Annotated in this window: 16 protein-coding genes; 4 read left to right on the top strand and 12 right to left on the bottom strand. The window is 43.5% G+C overall.

Annotated features, from left to right (window positions below; all coding sequences use genetic code 11):
• The 7 genes from EV690_RS05960 to EV690_RS05930 form a co-directional block, all read right to left on the bottom strand.
• A complete protein-coding gene (locus tag EV690_RS05960) occupies positions 1-462 on the bottom strand; it encodes a MarR family transcriptional regulator (RefSeq protein WP_131911995.1) in 462 nt (153 codons plus the stop codon).
• A gap of 212 nt (positions 463-674) precedes the next feature.
• Positions 675-1,106, bottom strand: a complete 432-nt coding sequence (fur, locus tag EV690_RS05955; protein WP_131911993.1) for a ferric iron uptake transcriptional regulator — start codon at positions 1,104-1,106, stop codon at positions 675-677.
• A gap of 3 nt (positions 1,107-1,109) precedes the next feature.
• Positions 1,110-1,289, bottom strand: a complete 180-nt coding sequence (locus EV690_RS05950) for a hypothetical protein (protein WP_131911992.1) — start codon at positions 1,287-1,289, stop codon at positions 1,110-1,112.
• Positions 1,290-1,327: 38 nt separating this feature from the next.
• The gene (locus EV690_RS05945) at positions 1,328-2,041 is read right to left on the bottom strand and encodes a hypothetical protein (RefSeq protein ID WP_131911991.1); all 714 of its coding nucleotides are present in this window, start codon (positions 2,039-2,041) and stop codon (positions 1,328-1,330) included.
• Positions 2,038-2,712 (bottom strand): M15 family metallopeptidase, encoded by a 675-nt coding sequence (locus EV690_RS05940; protein WP_131911990.1) that lies wholly within the window; start codon positions 2,710-2,712, stop codon positions 2,038-2,040. Before EV690_RS05940 ends, EV690_RS05945 begins: the two co-directional genes overlap by 4 nt.
• The gene (gene dapE, locus EV690_RS05935; RefSeq protein WP_131911989.1) at positions 2,709-3,842 is read right to left on the bottom strand and encodes a succinyl-diaminopimelate desuccinylase; all 1,134 of its coding nucleotides are present in this window, start codon (positions 3,840-3,842) and stop codon (positions 2,709-2,711) included. Before dapE ends, EV690_RS05940 begins: the two co-directional genes overlap by 4 nt.
• Before the next feature lie 10 nt (positions 3,843-3,852).
• Entirely contained in the window at positions 3,853-4,215 is a 363-nt protein-coding gene (locus EV690_RS05930; protein WP_131911988.1) for an ArsC family reductase, read from the bottom strand.
• Between the two features lie 371 nt (positions 4,216-4,586).
• Here EV690_RS05930 and EV690_RS05925 point away from each other — a divergent pair, with 371 nt between their 5' ends.
• Entirely contained in the window at positions 4,587-5,153 is a 567-nt protein-coding gene (locus EV690_RS05925) for an REP-associated tyrosine transposase (protein ID WP_131911987.1), read from the top strand.
• Between the two features lie 59 nt (positions 5,154-5,212).
• Here the strand turns inward: EV690_RS05925 and EV690_RS05920 are convergent, their stop codons facing one another.
• Both EV690_RS05920 and EV690_RS05915 read right to left on the bottom strand, forming a co-directional pair.
• A complete protein-coding gene (locus EV690_RS05920; protein ID WP_131911985.1) occupies positions 5,213-7,201 on the bottom strand; it encodes a methyl-accepting chemotaxis protein in 1,989 nt (662 codons plus the stop codon).
• A 32-nt stretch (positions 7,202-7,233) separates the two neighbouring features.
• Positions 7,234-8,184, bottom strand: a complete 951-nt coding sequence (locus EV690_RS05915) for a substrate-binding domain-containing protein (protein ID WP_131911984.1) — start codon at positions 8,182-8,184, stop codon at positions 7,234-7,236.
• A 533-nt stretch (positions 8,185-8,717) separates the two neighbouring features.
• On the opposite strand from EV690_RS05915, the gene EV690_RS05910 reads away from it, so the two are divergent.
• The gene (locus EV690_RS05910; protein WP_131911982.1) at positions 8,718-10,259 is read left to right on the top strand and encodes a carboxylesterase/lipase family protein; all 1,542 of its coding nucleotides are present in this window, start codon (positions 8,718-8,720) and stop codon (positions 10,257-10,259) included.
• Between the two features lie 58 nt (positions 10,260-10,317).
• Here EV690_RS05910 and uxuA read toward each other — a convergent pair whose 3' ends face one another.
• The 3 genes from uxuA to EV690_RS05895 form a co-directional block, all read right to left on the bottom strand.
• Positions 10,318-11,496: a mannonate dehydratase gene (gene uxuA, locus EV690_RS05905; RefSeq protein WP_131911980.1), complete on the bottom strand. Its 1,179-nt coding sequence runs from the start codon at positions 11,494-11,496 to the stop codon at positions 10,318-10,320.
• Between the two features lie 26 nt (positions 11,497-11,522).
• The gene (locus tag EV690_RS05900) at positions 11,523-12,290 is read right to left on the bottom strand and encodes an FCD domain-containing protein (protein ID WP_131911978.1); all 768 of its coding nucleotides are present in this window, start codon (positions 12,288-12,290) and stop codon (positions 11,523-11,525) included.
• Between the two features lie 79 nt (positions 12,291-12,369).
• Entirely contained in the window at positions 12,370-13,353 is a 984-nt protein-coding gene (locus EV690_RS05895; RefSeq protein WP_131911976.1) for a TRAP transporter substrate-binding protein, read from the bottom strand.
• A 336-nt stretch (positions 13,354-13,689) separates the two neighbouring features.
• On the opposite strand from EV690_RS05895, the gene EV690_RS05890 reads away from it, so the two are divergent.
• Both EV690_RS05890 and EV690_RS05885 read left to right on the top strand, forming a co-directional pair.
• A complete protein-coding gene (locus tag EV690_RS05890; RefSeq protein WP_131911975.1) occupies positions 13,690-14,229 on the top strand; it encodes a TRAP transporter small permease in 540 nt (179 codons plus the stop codon).
• 11 nt (positions 14,230-14,240) lie between these two features.
• Entirely contained in the window at positions 14,241-15,542 is a 1,302-nt protein-coding gene (locus tag EV690_RS05885; protein WP_131911974.1) for a TRAP transporter large permease, read from the top strand.
• Positions 15,543-15,551 lie beyond the last annotated feature (9 nt).

The raw sequence follows: 15,551 nt of genomic DNA, 5'->3' as shown, positions 1-15,551 counted from the left end.
CTATGTGGGTAACGCACCATTGGCCTTAAGTAATTTAGTCATTAGCTCCATCAGCATGGTTATTTCGTCTTCACTCAGTCCTTGTGTAAACTCATTTAATGCATTAATGATAAGCTGTGGGGATTTCTGACAAAGGTTGACCCCTTCATCTGTCATTTTGAGTTGAACTCGACGGCGATCTTGTTCATCTCTTTCGCGAACTAGTAATCCTTTTTTTTCCAATCGATCACAGATCCGACTTGTAGCCCCAGCATCAATACATAAGGCCTGGCTTAGGTCTTTGCATAGCTGGGTTTTCTCCCGATAGACCAGTAGCATGACTTTAAATTGTTGTGCGGTAAGATCTAGAGGGACTAAATGTTCGTTTAAAAGTCTATCTTTAAGTTGGTTTAATAGATGAACTAAAAGTCCAATCGAACGATATTCTCCAGTGATAATATCATCTAACGTAAAATGTGTCATAGCAATATTTGCCTAGGCAATCATATTGTTGACAAATATACTGATCTTGAAGGTAAAAAGCAACTAGTTGCCTAAGCAATCTTTATTTAAATAATGAATATGGCGATTAATTGCCGTTTAACTATTTGATTTAATAATAAATTTTTATAATTAATTATTCTGCTTTTGCTAAAGCAGATAAACTTACAAGAAGCAAATGAGAGAGGATACAGCTAGTTGTCGTTAGATGAATTATGATCTTCACACTGGCATTTACCAAATAATGCCAAGTCTTTAGTGGTGAGTTTCAGATGGTATTCTTTGGCTATCTCTTCAAGGCGAGTGTCAATAACCGGGTCATTAAACTCAATGATTTTACCGCAGCTTTGGCAGATTAAATGGTCGTGATGGCCTGAGGCTCGCTCAAAAATAGCACTGTTGCCTTCAAAGTTATGTCGCGTGACTAATCCTGTATCGGCAAACTGATTGAGTACACGATAAACCGTTGCTAATCCAAGTGTTTCGCCCTCATCTAATAACTGTTTATAGATATCTTCTGCACTTAAATGACGAGGGTTCGCAAACTCGAGCATGGTTAAAATTTTCACCCGAGCCGATGTGACTTTTAGCCCAACTTTTTTAATTAGCAATTCTGTTTCAGTCAAGGGTTACTCCTTCGATGATGAATTGTCATCATCTTGGTTGGCTTTTGCTTTCGCGTCAAATTCAGCCAATTCCTTGGCGCGTCGTTTTGCATAAGCGTCGGTACTGCGGCGCATGTCTTTGATGGTATTTAAAAATGCCCCAATCACGAAGACAATGATGACTATAATCAACCAAAATTTCATCCTTGACTCCCGAAGCTCATCTAATAAAGCATTGTACGTTATTGCAATAGAAACTGTAATTCGGTTACGGCAATTCCGGCAATGATCAAACTCAAACTTGTGGCTCCCAATTGGCCCGCTGTGGGTTCCATATCTTTTAATAATGGGAGTAACCAGATCAGCATACCAGCTAAGGAAAAACCAACCAAATGAATAAATTTATGAGTAAGTGCCGCCAGCAATGGTTGTTCACCATACTGGTAAATTTGCAACGCGCACAAGCAGACCGTCAATGCTAACACGGCGATAGCACAGATTGGCAGTATTCGGTCAAAGGCGCTTAAGCGGTGCTTGGCTTTCACCATAATCCAATGGGTTACTGCCAGAGCGGCTAACAACATTGCCAGAATGCTATAGCGATGATGCGCACTGATGATGAGCGCTGCGGCAATCAGTGGGGCGCCACTGAGCCACCAGATACGAGTATCGAGTGTTCGTTTGTTTGCTAAGCGAAGTTGTTTGATACTTAAAATCCAGCCGCAGAGGACACTCACCGTTAATAGTATGATGATGAGCCAAGCGTGGCGTTGGGCCACAATCGTGCTGACTAATCCAAGCGAAGATAAACTCCATAAGGTGCCAAACTGTTGACTGAGTCGGCTCCGTTGGCCTGCACAGATTTGTCCTCTGTAGTGCACGAGCATCAGTAATAAAAAACTGTAGGCGGCCGTTGGGGCCAGAATGATAGCAAGTGATTGATATAAAGTGCTCATAACTGATTGATGTGGTTAAAGTAATTTTGATAAATTTCGGCTAAATGATTCATTATAGTCGTTTTACCGGCGATATCAGAGTTTTGAATAATATGAGTCAATTCGTGAAGCTGGTGTTCACGGTGGTATTGTTCGGACAATGGGTGATAGCTAATATGCCAAGGTTCTGGCGCTGTTGCACCTACGTCGTCGTGATAGGGAAAGAAAAAGCCAAATTGTGCTGCGTTTTCAAAGACCCATTGATAAACGTGAAAGTGGCTGCCTCCGGGTAAATAGGTGGCGGGTATCAACTCAAAGTCTGCGTTTTTATGAATCAGTGCGGGCGAGAAAAAATCCAGATCACTCCCCCAATGATGGCGGCTGGCTCCGGGCAATGCGCTCCAGCGTAAAATAGCCCAGAGCTTTTGCTCGTTATTAAGTTGGCCACTCTCTAGGGGCTGGCTGAATGAATCTAAAATTGTTCGCTTGCCATGCCATTTGTCATTCCAGATCACTGATTGAGTCTGAAAACTACGAAAACTACTATAGGCCGCCAGCGTGATGCCATCTTGTTGGGCGGCCGCACACATTTTTAAAAATGCATCCGCAGCTTTTGGGTGCAAGCGTTGCCCTGGGCTGATTTGCTCAAGTTCAAAATAACCTTGTCCGTATAACAACGGGTATGGGCTCATGCCAGCAGCTCTTTGAGAGTGTGATAGTACATTTGTTCAAGCTGTTGCAGGTCGTGCACTTTAACACACTCATTTATTTTATGAATGGTGGCATTGACCGGGCCAAGTTCAATGACTTCTCCTCCCATTTTGGCGATAAAGCGGCCATCGGATGTGCCCCCAGTGGTTAATAGCGCTGGTTCAATCCCGGCTACAGTAGCGATCGCTTTAGTTACCGCGCTCACGAGCGAACCGCTGTCGGTTAAAAATGGCTGCCCATTATAAGTCCAGTCTAATTGATAATTTAAACCATGGGCATCCAATAGGTGATGAACCCGTTTAACCAGCTCTTCGGCGGTGACTTGTGTTGAATAGCGAAAGTTAAACTGCACATACAGCTCGCCAGGGATCACATTGGATGCCCCGGTGCCGGCTTGGATATTAGCAATCTGAAAGCTTGTGGGCGGAAAAAATTCATTGCCTTTATCCCATTCAATTTGAGTGAGTTCCGCCAATGCTGGTGCGGCCTTATGCACGGGATTTTCACCTAAGTGCGGATAGGCGACATGGCCCTGAATCCCTTGAACTCGAAGTTCGCCGGTTAAGGATCCGCGTCGACCATTTTTAACGACATCTCCAACGCTTTGAGTGGATGATGGTTCTCCTACCAAGCAATAATCAATTCGTTCATTACGAGCCATTAAGGTATCTACTACTTTGGTGGTGCCATTGATAAACGGGCCTTCTTCATCGGAAGTTAATAAAAAGGCGATAGACCCTCGGTGATTTGGATAATCCGAGATGAATCGCTCAGTGGCACTGAGCATTGCGGCCAGTGAGCCTTTCATATCAGCAGCTCCGCGACCATGGAGGTAACCATCAATGATGGTCGGTTCAAATGGTGGTGTATGCCAAGCCTCTTCTGGGCCACTTGGCACAACATCGGTGTGCCCAGCAAAACAAAATAACGGTCCTTCACTACCGCGACGAGCCCATAAATTGGTGGTATCGGCGAAGATCATCGGCTCGATATGAAAGTCATGTGCTTGGAGTCGCTCAGCTATCATGGTTTGACAGCCACAATCTTCGGGTGTGACTGATGGCCGACCAATAAGATCCAATGCCAATTCAATCACGGTGGGGTTTGTCATGCGGTAATCCTTAATTTTCAGAAAAAAACTCTGTGTAACTTGTATCTTTAAAGCCTAGTAAGTACTGACCATCACGAGCTAATAATGGCCGTTTGATCATCGCTGGTTGTTCAAGCATGAGTGTGATGGCTGACTCTTTATCCAGCGCATTTTTTTGCTCATCAGGGAGTTTTCGGTAGGTGGTTCCCCGTTTATTGAGCAGCGCCTGCCAACCGAGTTGGGCCTCAAATTGTTCAAGTAGGTCTCGACTTAGACCATCTTTGCGATAGTCGTGAAACTGATAGTTTATCTGTTGCTCACTTAGCCAGTGGCGCGCTTTTTTTATCGTATCGCAGTTCGGGATACCGTACATGATGACATCTGATGGATTCATAACCGCTCCTATAAATAGTTCTAAGCATACCAGCGACGATTGTGAACGGATAGTCTTGACATGACGTCAAAAAATTTTAATTGCAAATTTATAACCAATGAAAGTTTTCAAACTGCCAATGTGAGCTATATTGTATCTTGAGCCTATTATACTGCTCTTTCAAAGTGCTGAGAGTCGCGTTTGTTGTCTAAAAAATGTATGATCAGTTTCGAATTAAGCTAAAAAGGCTAGTCATTTTAGGCTATTTTATGTTAATGACTAAATTGTTAATATAAATGGCTATATATCGGGCGCTTTTATCTACTTTGTTATAATTTTGATTCATTCGATATGCTCGTAAGGTCTGTTATAAAAGAACAAGGACAGTTGTTATGTTTTCTTATCGGCGCGCTTATCAGCCTAATGGCTGCTATTTATTATCTTTAAGGCAAGTCGATTGTAGTTGTAGTTATTTTTTAGATAATATTAAATTGCTCAAAAAGTCAGTAACGGATTCGTTATGTCGTCATCCAGGGATCATGCAAGCGATGGTTGTTTTGCCGAATCAATTACAGATGATGATTTTGTTTCCCTTTGAGGATGAGCGCTATAGTTTATTTGTGCGAATGCTCAAACGTCAGTTTAGTAACCATTTGAGTAATATTTGCGCGATACACAGCTTTAATCCCCAACAGTTGCAAAGTGTTTGGCAGGATGGTTTTGAATGCACTTTAATGGCAGATTCCAGCCAGTGGCAGTACTGTGTTGATCAACTCCATTATGCCCCGGTGCGTATGGGGTTAGTTAATGAGGTGAAAAGCTGGCAATATTCGAGCTTTCATCAATATGTGCAAGAAGGGATATTGGAACGGGACTGGCCGAAAAATGCTCGAGCTGGGCTACGCCATGTAGAGAATATGTCTGATTTTTCTTGGTGGCAGTTTAACCCTAATTATTAACTACTTTTTGTCAAAATAAGCCTCAGTGTCATGCTCTGACGACCGAGGCTATGTAGGTGCTAGAGTTGAAAACGGTTGACGAGTTCGCGTTGCTGGTGAGCTTGTTGACTCAGTGAATGACTCGTCTGAGCATTATCTTCAGCGCCTTTAGCGGTCTGCTCGGCTGCATCACTAATATTGACAACGCTGGCACTGATATCTTTGGTGGTGGTGCTTTGTTCCTCGGTTGCTGTGGCAATCTGAATATTCATCTCAACAATCTGACGAATGGAGTCATTCATCAGGTTCAGTCCTTGATCGGCGGATTCAGCAACCTCAATATTTGAGGTGTTTTTACTGACGTTGAGTTCAATGACATCCACAACGGCTTGAATGAGTTTTTGCATAAGCTCAATCATATTTTGGATCTCTTCCGTCGAGTTTTTAGTTCGACTGGCCAGCGAGCGAACTTCGTCTGCTACGACCGCAAACCCACGGCCTTGTTCACCGGCTCGCGCAGCTTCAATAGCGGCGTTAAGAGCAAGTAGATTCGTTTGTTCGGCAATATTCTGAATCGTTTCAATAATCGAGTCGATTTTTTTACCATAATCATTGAGTTCCAACGTTGTTTTCGAGGCATTTTCAATATCTTCGGCCTGAGCGCGAATGTTGTTAACAGCTTGTTTGATGCGTTGACTGACATCTTCCATCTGATTACCCGCTTGTTCGGCAGCCATCATGGTGTCTTGAGCTCGTTGTGCCACTTCGGCAACTGAGCTTTCCATCTCGGTCATTGCCGATGCGGTTGACGATAGGAGATGGCGTTGATGGTCAACCGCTTGTGTCGTTTGCTCACTAATGCTGGCATTACGGTTGGATACTTCACTCAGTTTATCTGAACCACGGCTTAGCTCTGTAAAGGTTTGGCGGAGGTTCTCTGTTAATTGATTGAGATAGCCACCTAGTTCAGCAAATTCATCGCGCCCAGATTGGTCAAACTGGATGCGCAGATCGCCCTCAGTCATGGTCAATAATGCTTGGCGGAATTTTTTAATAGAGCGGCGAATGGTGCCAGAGATCCATAGCGGCACAATGATGACGATCACCAGCGATATTGCACTAATCATAATGATGGACTGTTTTATCAGGTGAATTCGGGCAGTTGTGTTTTCTTGCGCACTCATGACCATCTGATTAGCTTGTTTCACAAAGGCATCTGCATCTGCTAGAAGTTCTGTCACTAAGCGATTGGAGTCATTTAAAAGTTGCTCTTCTTGTTCGGTGAGCATGTTATTAGTCAGGTAAAGGTGATAGAGCCCATCTTTAGCACTTAGTTGTTCAATTAGCGGGTTAAGCACTACACTGAATACCTTGCCGCGGTCAACATCAAGTTCTTTAATGGATGCTAGCCGCCTAGGGATAATCGCATCCATTCCCGAGACTGCTTTTTGCAAATTGGCAAAGTTTTTATCGACTAAATAATTATTAAATGCATTCAGTATGACTTTTGTTTCTCTATCTAACCCTTTTATGATGCTTTGAAAGTTTGCCTTTGCATAACGCGGTTTACTATATTTAGCCAGATAGTAGTTTAAGCGTCGTTCTAAACGACTCATGTAATTTAACTGTACATTAATCGCTTCATTGTTTGTCAGCTTCTGTTTGCGAATAGCCATGAGTTGTATGCCAGCTGATGCATAATTTTTGCGAATGGATTTAATTGCAGCAACCTTTTCGGATAATGCCTTATTGGCATCAATAATGGGCTGAGGGATTTTACCTAATAGAGCACTTATCTCTTGATCGGATTGCTCAAAGTTTTTACGGAGTGGATCAATCGCGTTTGGCTTTTCGGCATGAAAGACCATCAGTAAATTTTGGTTTTGCTGTAATAAGGTGATCTTGGTATTGTTGGCAATATTAGATAGAGGGAGCGTTTTATTGGAAATTTCCTTGAAGTTTCCGGCGATTTGGTCCACCGATGTATAGTTAACGACAACCGATACTAAAAAAACTATCAGTAATAATATAAAGCCACCGACAATGCGCTGCACTAAGGTAAATGACATAATAAGGCTCCTTGTCCTTTAAAATCCTGATCTTATTTACTCAGTAACTGTTGATAGTTATTCGGAGTGATTAATTTAAATGGAACCCAGTGAGCTGGTGGTAGTTTTTGTCCCTGTAGTAGCTGATCAGTGACCTCAAGTGCCGCAGAGCCTTGTCCTTTCGCATCTTGTAATACGGTGACATCTAAATTGCCTTCTTGCATTTGTTGTAGTGCATCTGGCGTGGCGTCAATACCGCCTAAAAGGTAAGGTTTGGGGTCAATACCAGCATCTTGAAACGCTAAAATAGCGCCGATAATCATTTCATCGTTATTGGCTACCAGAATATTGAAATCGAGCTTTTCAGCCAGCCATTTTTTAGTGACACTGTACGCTTCGTTGCGTGACCAGTTCGCCACCTGGCTGGCAACCAGTGTCATGTTTGGATATTTCGCTAGAACATCTTTGACATCTTGAGTCCGCTTTTGTGCTGCTGGATGGGTTTGTTTTCCAATCAGCAGGGCAACTTTGCCTTTATAACCTGCTAAGCGTGCCAGCTCTTCCATTTCCATAGTGCCTGATTCGAGCTCATTTGAGCCGACATAAACGGCATTTTTGGGTAATTTGTTAAGATCAGTAAATGGCTCTACGTTGATAAAAACGACGGGGATATTACCAGCGAGTTTGAGAATTTCTCGGTTATGTTGTTCATCGGAAGAGGTGGGGAGAACAATCAATGCGTCTGGTTTTTGCGTCATATAAAGCTTTATTTGCTCGATTTGATAAATCGGGTCATTTTCGGCAAAGTCGATGTACGTCTCATCACCTTGTAAATCAGCTTTTTGTTCTATACTCGATAAAATTATATTCCGAAAGGTATCATTTTGGTTAGCTGTCACAGCGATAAATCTTGCCCAGCTGGCTGTTGAAACAGACCATAAGAGCACCAGGTATAAAGTGATAATCAGTTGCTTTTTTATTCCTGCTAGATAGGGTATTTGCATCGGTCTACTCCAGACTCAAGCGAAAGTTCTCGTTTTTCCATAACTTTGAGCAGTCTAGGGACTGTTGACCTTTTGTGATTAGTTTTGCAGAAATCTGAGAGGGATTTAGTCAAGGCAAACGTTGTGCCGTGTAGTTATTGGCCACAAAGAACGTTTAACGCTGGATAAATTCCTCTCAGATACTGCCCTTGGGGTTCATTTAAACGCATCCTGAACTTTGTTGCCCTGCTTGCTTAACTCATTAAGCGACGCAGGGTGCGCCGCGTTCAAAATGCGTTTCATTTGAACAAAATTCAACCACCAAAGGTCAACAGTCCCTAGTGATTAAGTTTTCTTATTATTTATCAATCAAGTAAAAATATAGCTGATATTTGTCAATCTGCTCAGTTTATTCCTTGCTGTTTTATCGGCTTTGTGATGGATGCTGGCGAATGGATATAAAGTGTCTAACTGAGTGAAAGTCAAATGGTTATCTGATTACGATACTTATAAAATATTGGTTTTGGGTCAATCATCTGTATACAGGAGTGTTTATGAAACCTTGTAAGTGGTTGCTTACATTTTTTTTAGTGGCTTTCAGCATAGGGGAAAGTGTCATTGCAGCGCCTATTGTTCAGCTGCATTCGGGCCGCGTTGAGGGCCGTTCAGTCAATGGTGTCGATGCTTTTTTAGGGATCCCTTATGCTAAACCTCCTGTTGGTAAGTTGCGTTGGCAGCGGCCATTATCTGCCACCTCATGGCAGGGAATAAAAAAAACGACAGCCTTTGGTCCGAGCTGTTTACAAACGCCTATGAAAGGGAGTTCGACACCGCTACCTGATCATTACAGCGAGAACTGTCTCACTTTGAATGTCTGGCGACCCAGTCGTGGGAATGGTCGATTGCCCGTGATGGTTTGGATCTATGGGGGGGGATTTGTCAATGGTGGAAGTGCTTCGCCGGTGTATTCAGGCAAAGCATTTGCGAAAAGCGGGGTCATTTTTGTGAGCTTTAATTATCGACTCGGCCGTCTTGGCTTTTTTGCTCATCCTGCATTATCTGGAAATCTATTTCGGGGGAACTATGGGTTAATGGACCAGATTAAAGCTTTGCGCTGGGTTCAGGATAACATTATCTCCTTTGGCGGGGATCCCAACAATGTCACGGTGGTAGGGGAGTCTGCTGGTGGTTATTCGATTCATGCACTATTGACGAGCCATTATAGTCGCAATCTGTTTAACAAGGCTATCATTGAATCAGGCGGTGGACGCTATCAGATCAACGGCCAATATCCGTGGAAAAAAGCACAGCAGACCGGCGTTCGATTTGCCAAACAGTTAGGAATCGAGTCAAGTGGTCAGCAAGCGTTGGCGAAACTGCGTTCTTTGCCAGGCAAAACGATTGCTGGTGATCTCAATATGTGGAATATGGAGGCGCAACGTCAGACTTATTCCGGCCCAATGATGGATGGTCATGTCATTAGTGAAAACCCAGAAAAAGCATATCGAGCGGGTGATTTTGCCCATGTGCCATTGCTTGTGGGAGCCAATGATGATGACTTAGGATTTGTCCGCCAACACTATCAAAATCGTGCGCAAGTGTTAGCGATGTTTGGCCAGCATCAATCTCAGGCGGCAAAAGCTTACCGTGATATTCAGGGAACTAAAGCCTTGTCTGAGTTAATTGCCCGCCAGAAGATGATGATTGAACCTGCTCGATTTGTCGCCCAAGAGTTCGCGGGCCAAAATGTCCCGGTTTGGGAGTATCGTTTTGGTTATGTCGCTAATGCTCGAGAAGGGCAATGGCAAGGCGCGAAACATGCCTCCGAGATTGCTTATGTCTTTAAAACATTGGCGGCAACCTATGGTCCAAACGTTACCGCACGCGATCAAAAAATGGCGGATTTGATCCATCAATACTGGGTGAATTTTGCTAAAACAGGTAATCCGAATGGAGCCTCTTTACCGCATTGGCCTGCTTATAGTTCTAAAACCGATCAGCTGATGTGGTTTTCACCTAAAGGGGCAACGCAAAGCCATGCGCTACGCGATCCACAACAGGCGCAGCTAAACATGGTTGAAACGTTAGCTAAGTAGAGACAATTCGGCCTACTCTAGGAGTAGGCCGAGCGTTTGTTTTGATAAATATAATGGCTTAAGCCATTAATTGCTTCAGGGCTTGTTCCATGCCGCTGAGTTCTGCCAAGCCTTTCATCCGGCCAATGCATGAATACCCCGGGTTGGTTTGTTTGTTGAGGTCATCCAGCATCTGATGTCCATGGTCTGGACGCATCGGAATTAGCCGCAGATCACCTGCATTCTCCCGCCGTTGTTCCTCTTTTAACAGCGCACTCATGACGCCGAGCATATTCACATCACCTTTTAGATGCGAGGCTTCATGGAAGCTTTTTGGATTCTCTTCACGTTCAGTTGAGCGCAAATGAATGAAGTAAATGCGGTTAGCAAAAGTGTTGATCATATTGACCAAGTCATTGTCAGCGCGAACTCCATAAGATCCAGTACACATCGTAAAGCCATTCATTAAACTGGGGACGGCCTCGCTCAGCCACTGCATATCTTCAATTGTCGAGACAATGCGGGGCAATCCCAAAATAGGACGAGGTGGATCGTCTGGATGTACGGCTAGTTTTAGACCATATTGTTCACACACAGGGATTAATTGCGATAAAAAGTAGCGCATGTTTTCGCGCAGAGCCTGTTTATCGATGTCTTTATAACGGTCTAGCTGTTTTTGAAACTCCGCTAACGTATAGCCTTCTTCAGCTCCAGGTAAACCCGCGATAATATTGGCAGTGAGTTTATCGATATCAGCACTGCTCATGTTTTCAAAATAGGTTTTTGCTTGGGCCTGTTCCTCGTCGCTATAGTCTGCAGCTGCACCGGGGCGTTTTAAAATATGTAGCTCAAAGGCGGCAAAAGCAATTTGATCAAAGCGCAGTGCACACGATCCATCCGGAAGACGATATGCAAGATCAGTCCGAGTCCAGTCTAGAACTGGCATAAAGTTATAACATACCGTATCGATACCACATTTAGCTAAGTTGATTAAGCTTTGTTTGTAATTATCAATCCAGGTTTGATAATTCCCCGTATGGGTTTTAATCTCTTCGTGTACCGGGACACTTTCAACCACTGACCAAGTTAAACCTGCTTGTTCAATCAAAGCCTTGCGTTTTTCAATTTCATCAACGCTCCAGATTTCACCGTTAGGGATATGGTGCAATGCATTCACGATCCCGGTTGCACCTGTCTGTTTGATATCACTTAAAGTGACCGGATCGTTGGGGCCGTACCAGCGCCATGTATGTTCCATAAAAATCTCTCTATTGTTATTTTTTCTTACTGCTGCACTTTTAAAGGGGCGGAAGCAAATAAATAACCGTCAAATTCAGGGTCGTTGACATCGGATAGTTCAAATAACCGCTGTTTAACATTTTCCAGATGCTGCCACATTGATTCTTTTGCTTCTTGTGGGTTTTTCATCTTGATAGCCGTTAAAATTTTCTGATGATCACCGAGCCACTCTTGCCGATAACTTTGGTTAATAATGTGGGTATGTAACTTTTTCCACATTGGGCTATTGGTACGGCGTTGCCATAAGGCTTCCAACATATCTTCCAAAAGGCTGTTCTGGGTCGCTTTGGCAATGGCTAGATGGAAATTTTTATCCCCATCATAGCTATTGTCGCCACTAGCAAGAGCTTGCTGCTCATTCACAAGGGCCTGATTCATCGCTTTAATATCATTTTTTGTCACTTGTAAAGCTGCCAGCTCTGCTAGCTGGCTTTCAAATAACTGGCGGGCCTGAAGATATTCAAAGGGCCCGATATCATCCGGTTTAGCGATGCTCTCTGGGGTAGCTTGTTGGCTTTGCGGCTCTGGTTGGGCAATCACATAGATGCCAGAACCTTTACGGATTTCGATTAACCCTTCCAGCTCCAGCATGATTAAGGCTTCTCGAACAACCGCCCGGTTGACGCCATATAAGAGCGCAATCTCACGTTCGGGAGGTAGGCGATCACCTACCTCATAGGTGCCTTGTGCAATTAAGCCGTGCAGTTTCAGGCCGATCGCCTGGTATTGTCGTTTTGGTTCTTTGGGTAACATATTTAACCTATCTTCTATCCTGTTGGTTTGTGCGAAACCCATACGGACAAAATGGCTGCACAACATACATGAAGGCTAATTATTGCTGCGCTTTTTCAATTTGGTCAACCAATTTATACAGTTTAGGATCATTTTGTTTGAGTTCTTGATACATCGGCTGAACTGCTTTTTTAAATGGGGCTTTATCGACTTTGATAAATTTAACCCCCATTGAGTTTTTCGCTTTGTTAATGGCTTTTTTCGCGTCTACTGCCCATAGGGTTTTCATTTTCATCATGGATTCATCGGCCGCTTTTTTCAGCGCTTTTTGATCTTTAGGAGGTAATTTGTTCCAGACTTTGGTGGAGATCACTAATACATCCGGAATCATGGCATGTTCATCCATACTATAATATTTAGCAACTTCGCCATGACGGCTGATGGTCAGCGCCGTAACATTATTTTCGGCAGCATCAACAACGCCTTGTTGCAATGCGGTGTATAGTTCACCAAAGGCGAGAGGTGTTGGGTTTCCCCCTAATAACTGGACCATTCGCACAGCCGTTGGGCTAGGCTGTACACGAATTTTCATTCCTTTTAAATCGGCTGGGCTGCGGATGGGTTTTTTCGCATAAAAGCTCCGTGATCCTGCATCGTAATAAGTCAACCCAATAAATCCTTCGGATTTGGAGGATTGTAGAATTTCCTGGCCAATTTTACTTTGTAATATTTTGTAGAATTCTTCACGATTTTTAAACAGATACGGCATGCTGAAAGCTTTGTATTCTTTATCAAATGACTCTAGCTCTGCTGCATTTGATTTAGCCATCGCTAATGCGCCATTTTGCACCAGTTCTAATGATTCTCGTTGGGTGCCCAGTTGCGCATTTGGATAAATGCGAATTTTAAGATCTCCATCTGAATATTTGGCTGCTTCTTTAGCCATATAAAGCATTGCTTTATGAACGGGATGGTTACGGCTTTGGTTATGGCTTAGCTTGAGCGTAATCGCATAACTGGAGGTTGATAATCCAACAAGCGCTGTTGCAGTGAGCAGTTTAAACATCAGTTTGTGCGTGGTCATACGGGTATCCTATCTTCTTAATTTTAAGTTTGGACATGGTCTAGGTCATGTCATCACTTGGGCTGATTAGGCGTCCTGTTTAATCAGTGAGTTGGCTATAGAGCCTCTTATGTGGACCGCAAGTTAATGCTAGGTAGGAATTGGTTAACCAGTCAACCAAATTTATTATAGAATTGGATCTTGAGCGCATTATTGATAAATCGTTAAACCAATATAAATATAATTGTGATTAGTATCACTTAAATCTGTCAAACAATTTCATACCGTCTAGCTCGAAAGAAGTCTCTGATTATTTTGATCAGGTTGGGTTAACCTTTGGGGCGAATGGGTTGAAATATGATTAAAGATAGATTGGTCAAATCTGTCGATAAGTTTTTAGCGTTTTTGACAGTACTCATTTCGTGTTTATTGGTAGTGTGTGTGTGCTGGCAGGTTTTCTCACGGTATGTTCTGGGAACGCCAAGCACGTTTACGGACGAATTAGCACGTTTTCTATTTATATGGGTGGGTTTAATTGGTGCCGCTTATACCACCGGTAAACAACGCCATCTGGCAATTGATTTGTTAACGATGAAATTGCAGGGACGGCGTAAGGCTTTTTCACAATTGGTTATCCAAATTGCCATTGCGCTTTTTTGTGGATTGGTCATGGTCTATGGGGGTGGGGGCTTAATGCTCAGAACGTTGCAGACAGGACAGGTGTCTCCAGCTCTGGGAATTCAGATGGGGTATGTGTATCTGGCTATTCCATTCAGTGGTGTCATGATGATTTTTTACAGCATCGTTTTTGGTTATGAAAAACTTCAGTTGTTATTCGCCCCGGCAAAACACCCTGAAGATGAAAAATCACACTCACAAGTTCTCAATAAAAACTAAAGGCGGCGCTCATGGACTGGCTGGTTATTTTAACGTTATTTGGTAGTTTTGCGGTGATGCTCGTGCTTGGGATCCCCGTATCTTTTGCGATTGGGTTGTCATCGCTGGCCACTATTTTATTATCACTGCCACTGGATCCGGCCATTACGGTTGTTTCCCAGAAAATGGCATCTGGATTAGATAGTTTTTCTCTGCTCGCAATTCCGTTTTTCATTCTGGCTGGCAACATTATGAACCAAGGTGGGATTGCGATACGGCTGATTAATTTTGCCAAGGTTTTAGGTGGGCGATTACCCGGCTCTTTGGCACATTGTAATGTATTAGCCAATATGATGTTTGGCTCGATTTCTGGCTCGGCGGTAGCCGCAGCTGCGGCTGTTGGTGGCACCATGGCCCCCATTCAGAAAAGAGAAGGCTACGATGAAGCATTTTCAGCGGCGGTGAACATTGCGTCGTGTCCAACTGGGCTGCTGATCCCACCGAGTAACACGTTCATTGTTTACTCATTAGTTTCGGGAGGAACTTCGATTGCAGCGCTGTTTTTAGCGGGTTACTTACCGGGGATTTTGATGGGGGGCAGCTTGATGTTAGTGGCGGGCTTTCTCGCCAAGCGCCGGGGTTATCCGGTTTCTGAACGCCCCACCATTGCAATGTTTATCCGTTGTACATTGGATGCACTGCCTTCACTGTTTTTAATCTTTATAATTATTGGTGGGATTATTGGCGGTATTTTTACCGCAACAGAAGCCTCTGCGGTGGCGGTGATATATACATTGATTTTGGCCGTAGGTTTTTACCGGGAAGTAAAAATCCGTGATTTGCCGAAAATCATTCTTGAATCGGCGATGACGACTTCCATTGTCTTACTGCTCGTTGGGACTTCCATGGGAATGTCGTGGGCGATGGCTAATGGTGACATTCCATACATGATTAGTGATGCACTCAATGCCGTTTCACAAAATCCCTTGGTGATTATGTTCATGATTAACATCATATTGTTAATTGTTGGGGTTTTTATGGACATGACTCCGGCGCTGTTAATCTTTACCCCTATATTTTTGCCTATCGCCAGTGATATCGGCATCGATCCGGTGCATTTTGGGATTATCATGACTTTTAACTTATGTATTGGGATTTGTACGCCTCCCGTGGGCAGTGCGCTGTTTATTGGGTGTTCTGTGAGTAAAGTTGCGATTGATAAAGTGATTAAACCGATGTTGCCTTTTTATGCAGTCTTGGTGGTGGCCTTGATGTTGGTGACGTTTATACCGCAAATCAGCCTGTTTTTACCGCATGAATTATTAGGCTATTAATTTCGGGGA

Source organism: Celerinatantimonas diazotrophica (assembly GCF_004339545.1).
Taxonomy (GTDB): Bacteria; Pseudomonadota; Gammaproteobacteria; order Enterobacterales; family Celerinatantimonadaceae; genus Celerinatantimonas; species Celerinatantimonas diazotrophica.
The sequence above is the reverse complement of the archived record's forward strand: the minus strand, read 5'-3'. Positions and strand labels throughout refer to the sequence as shown.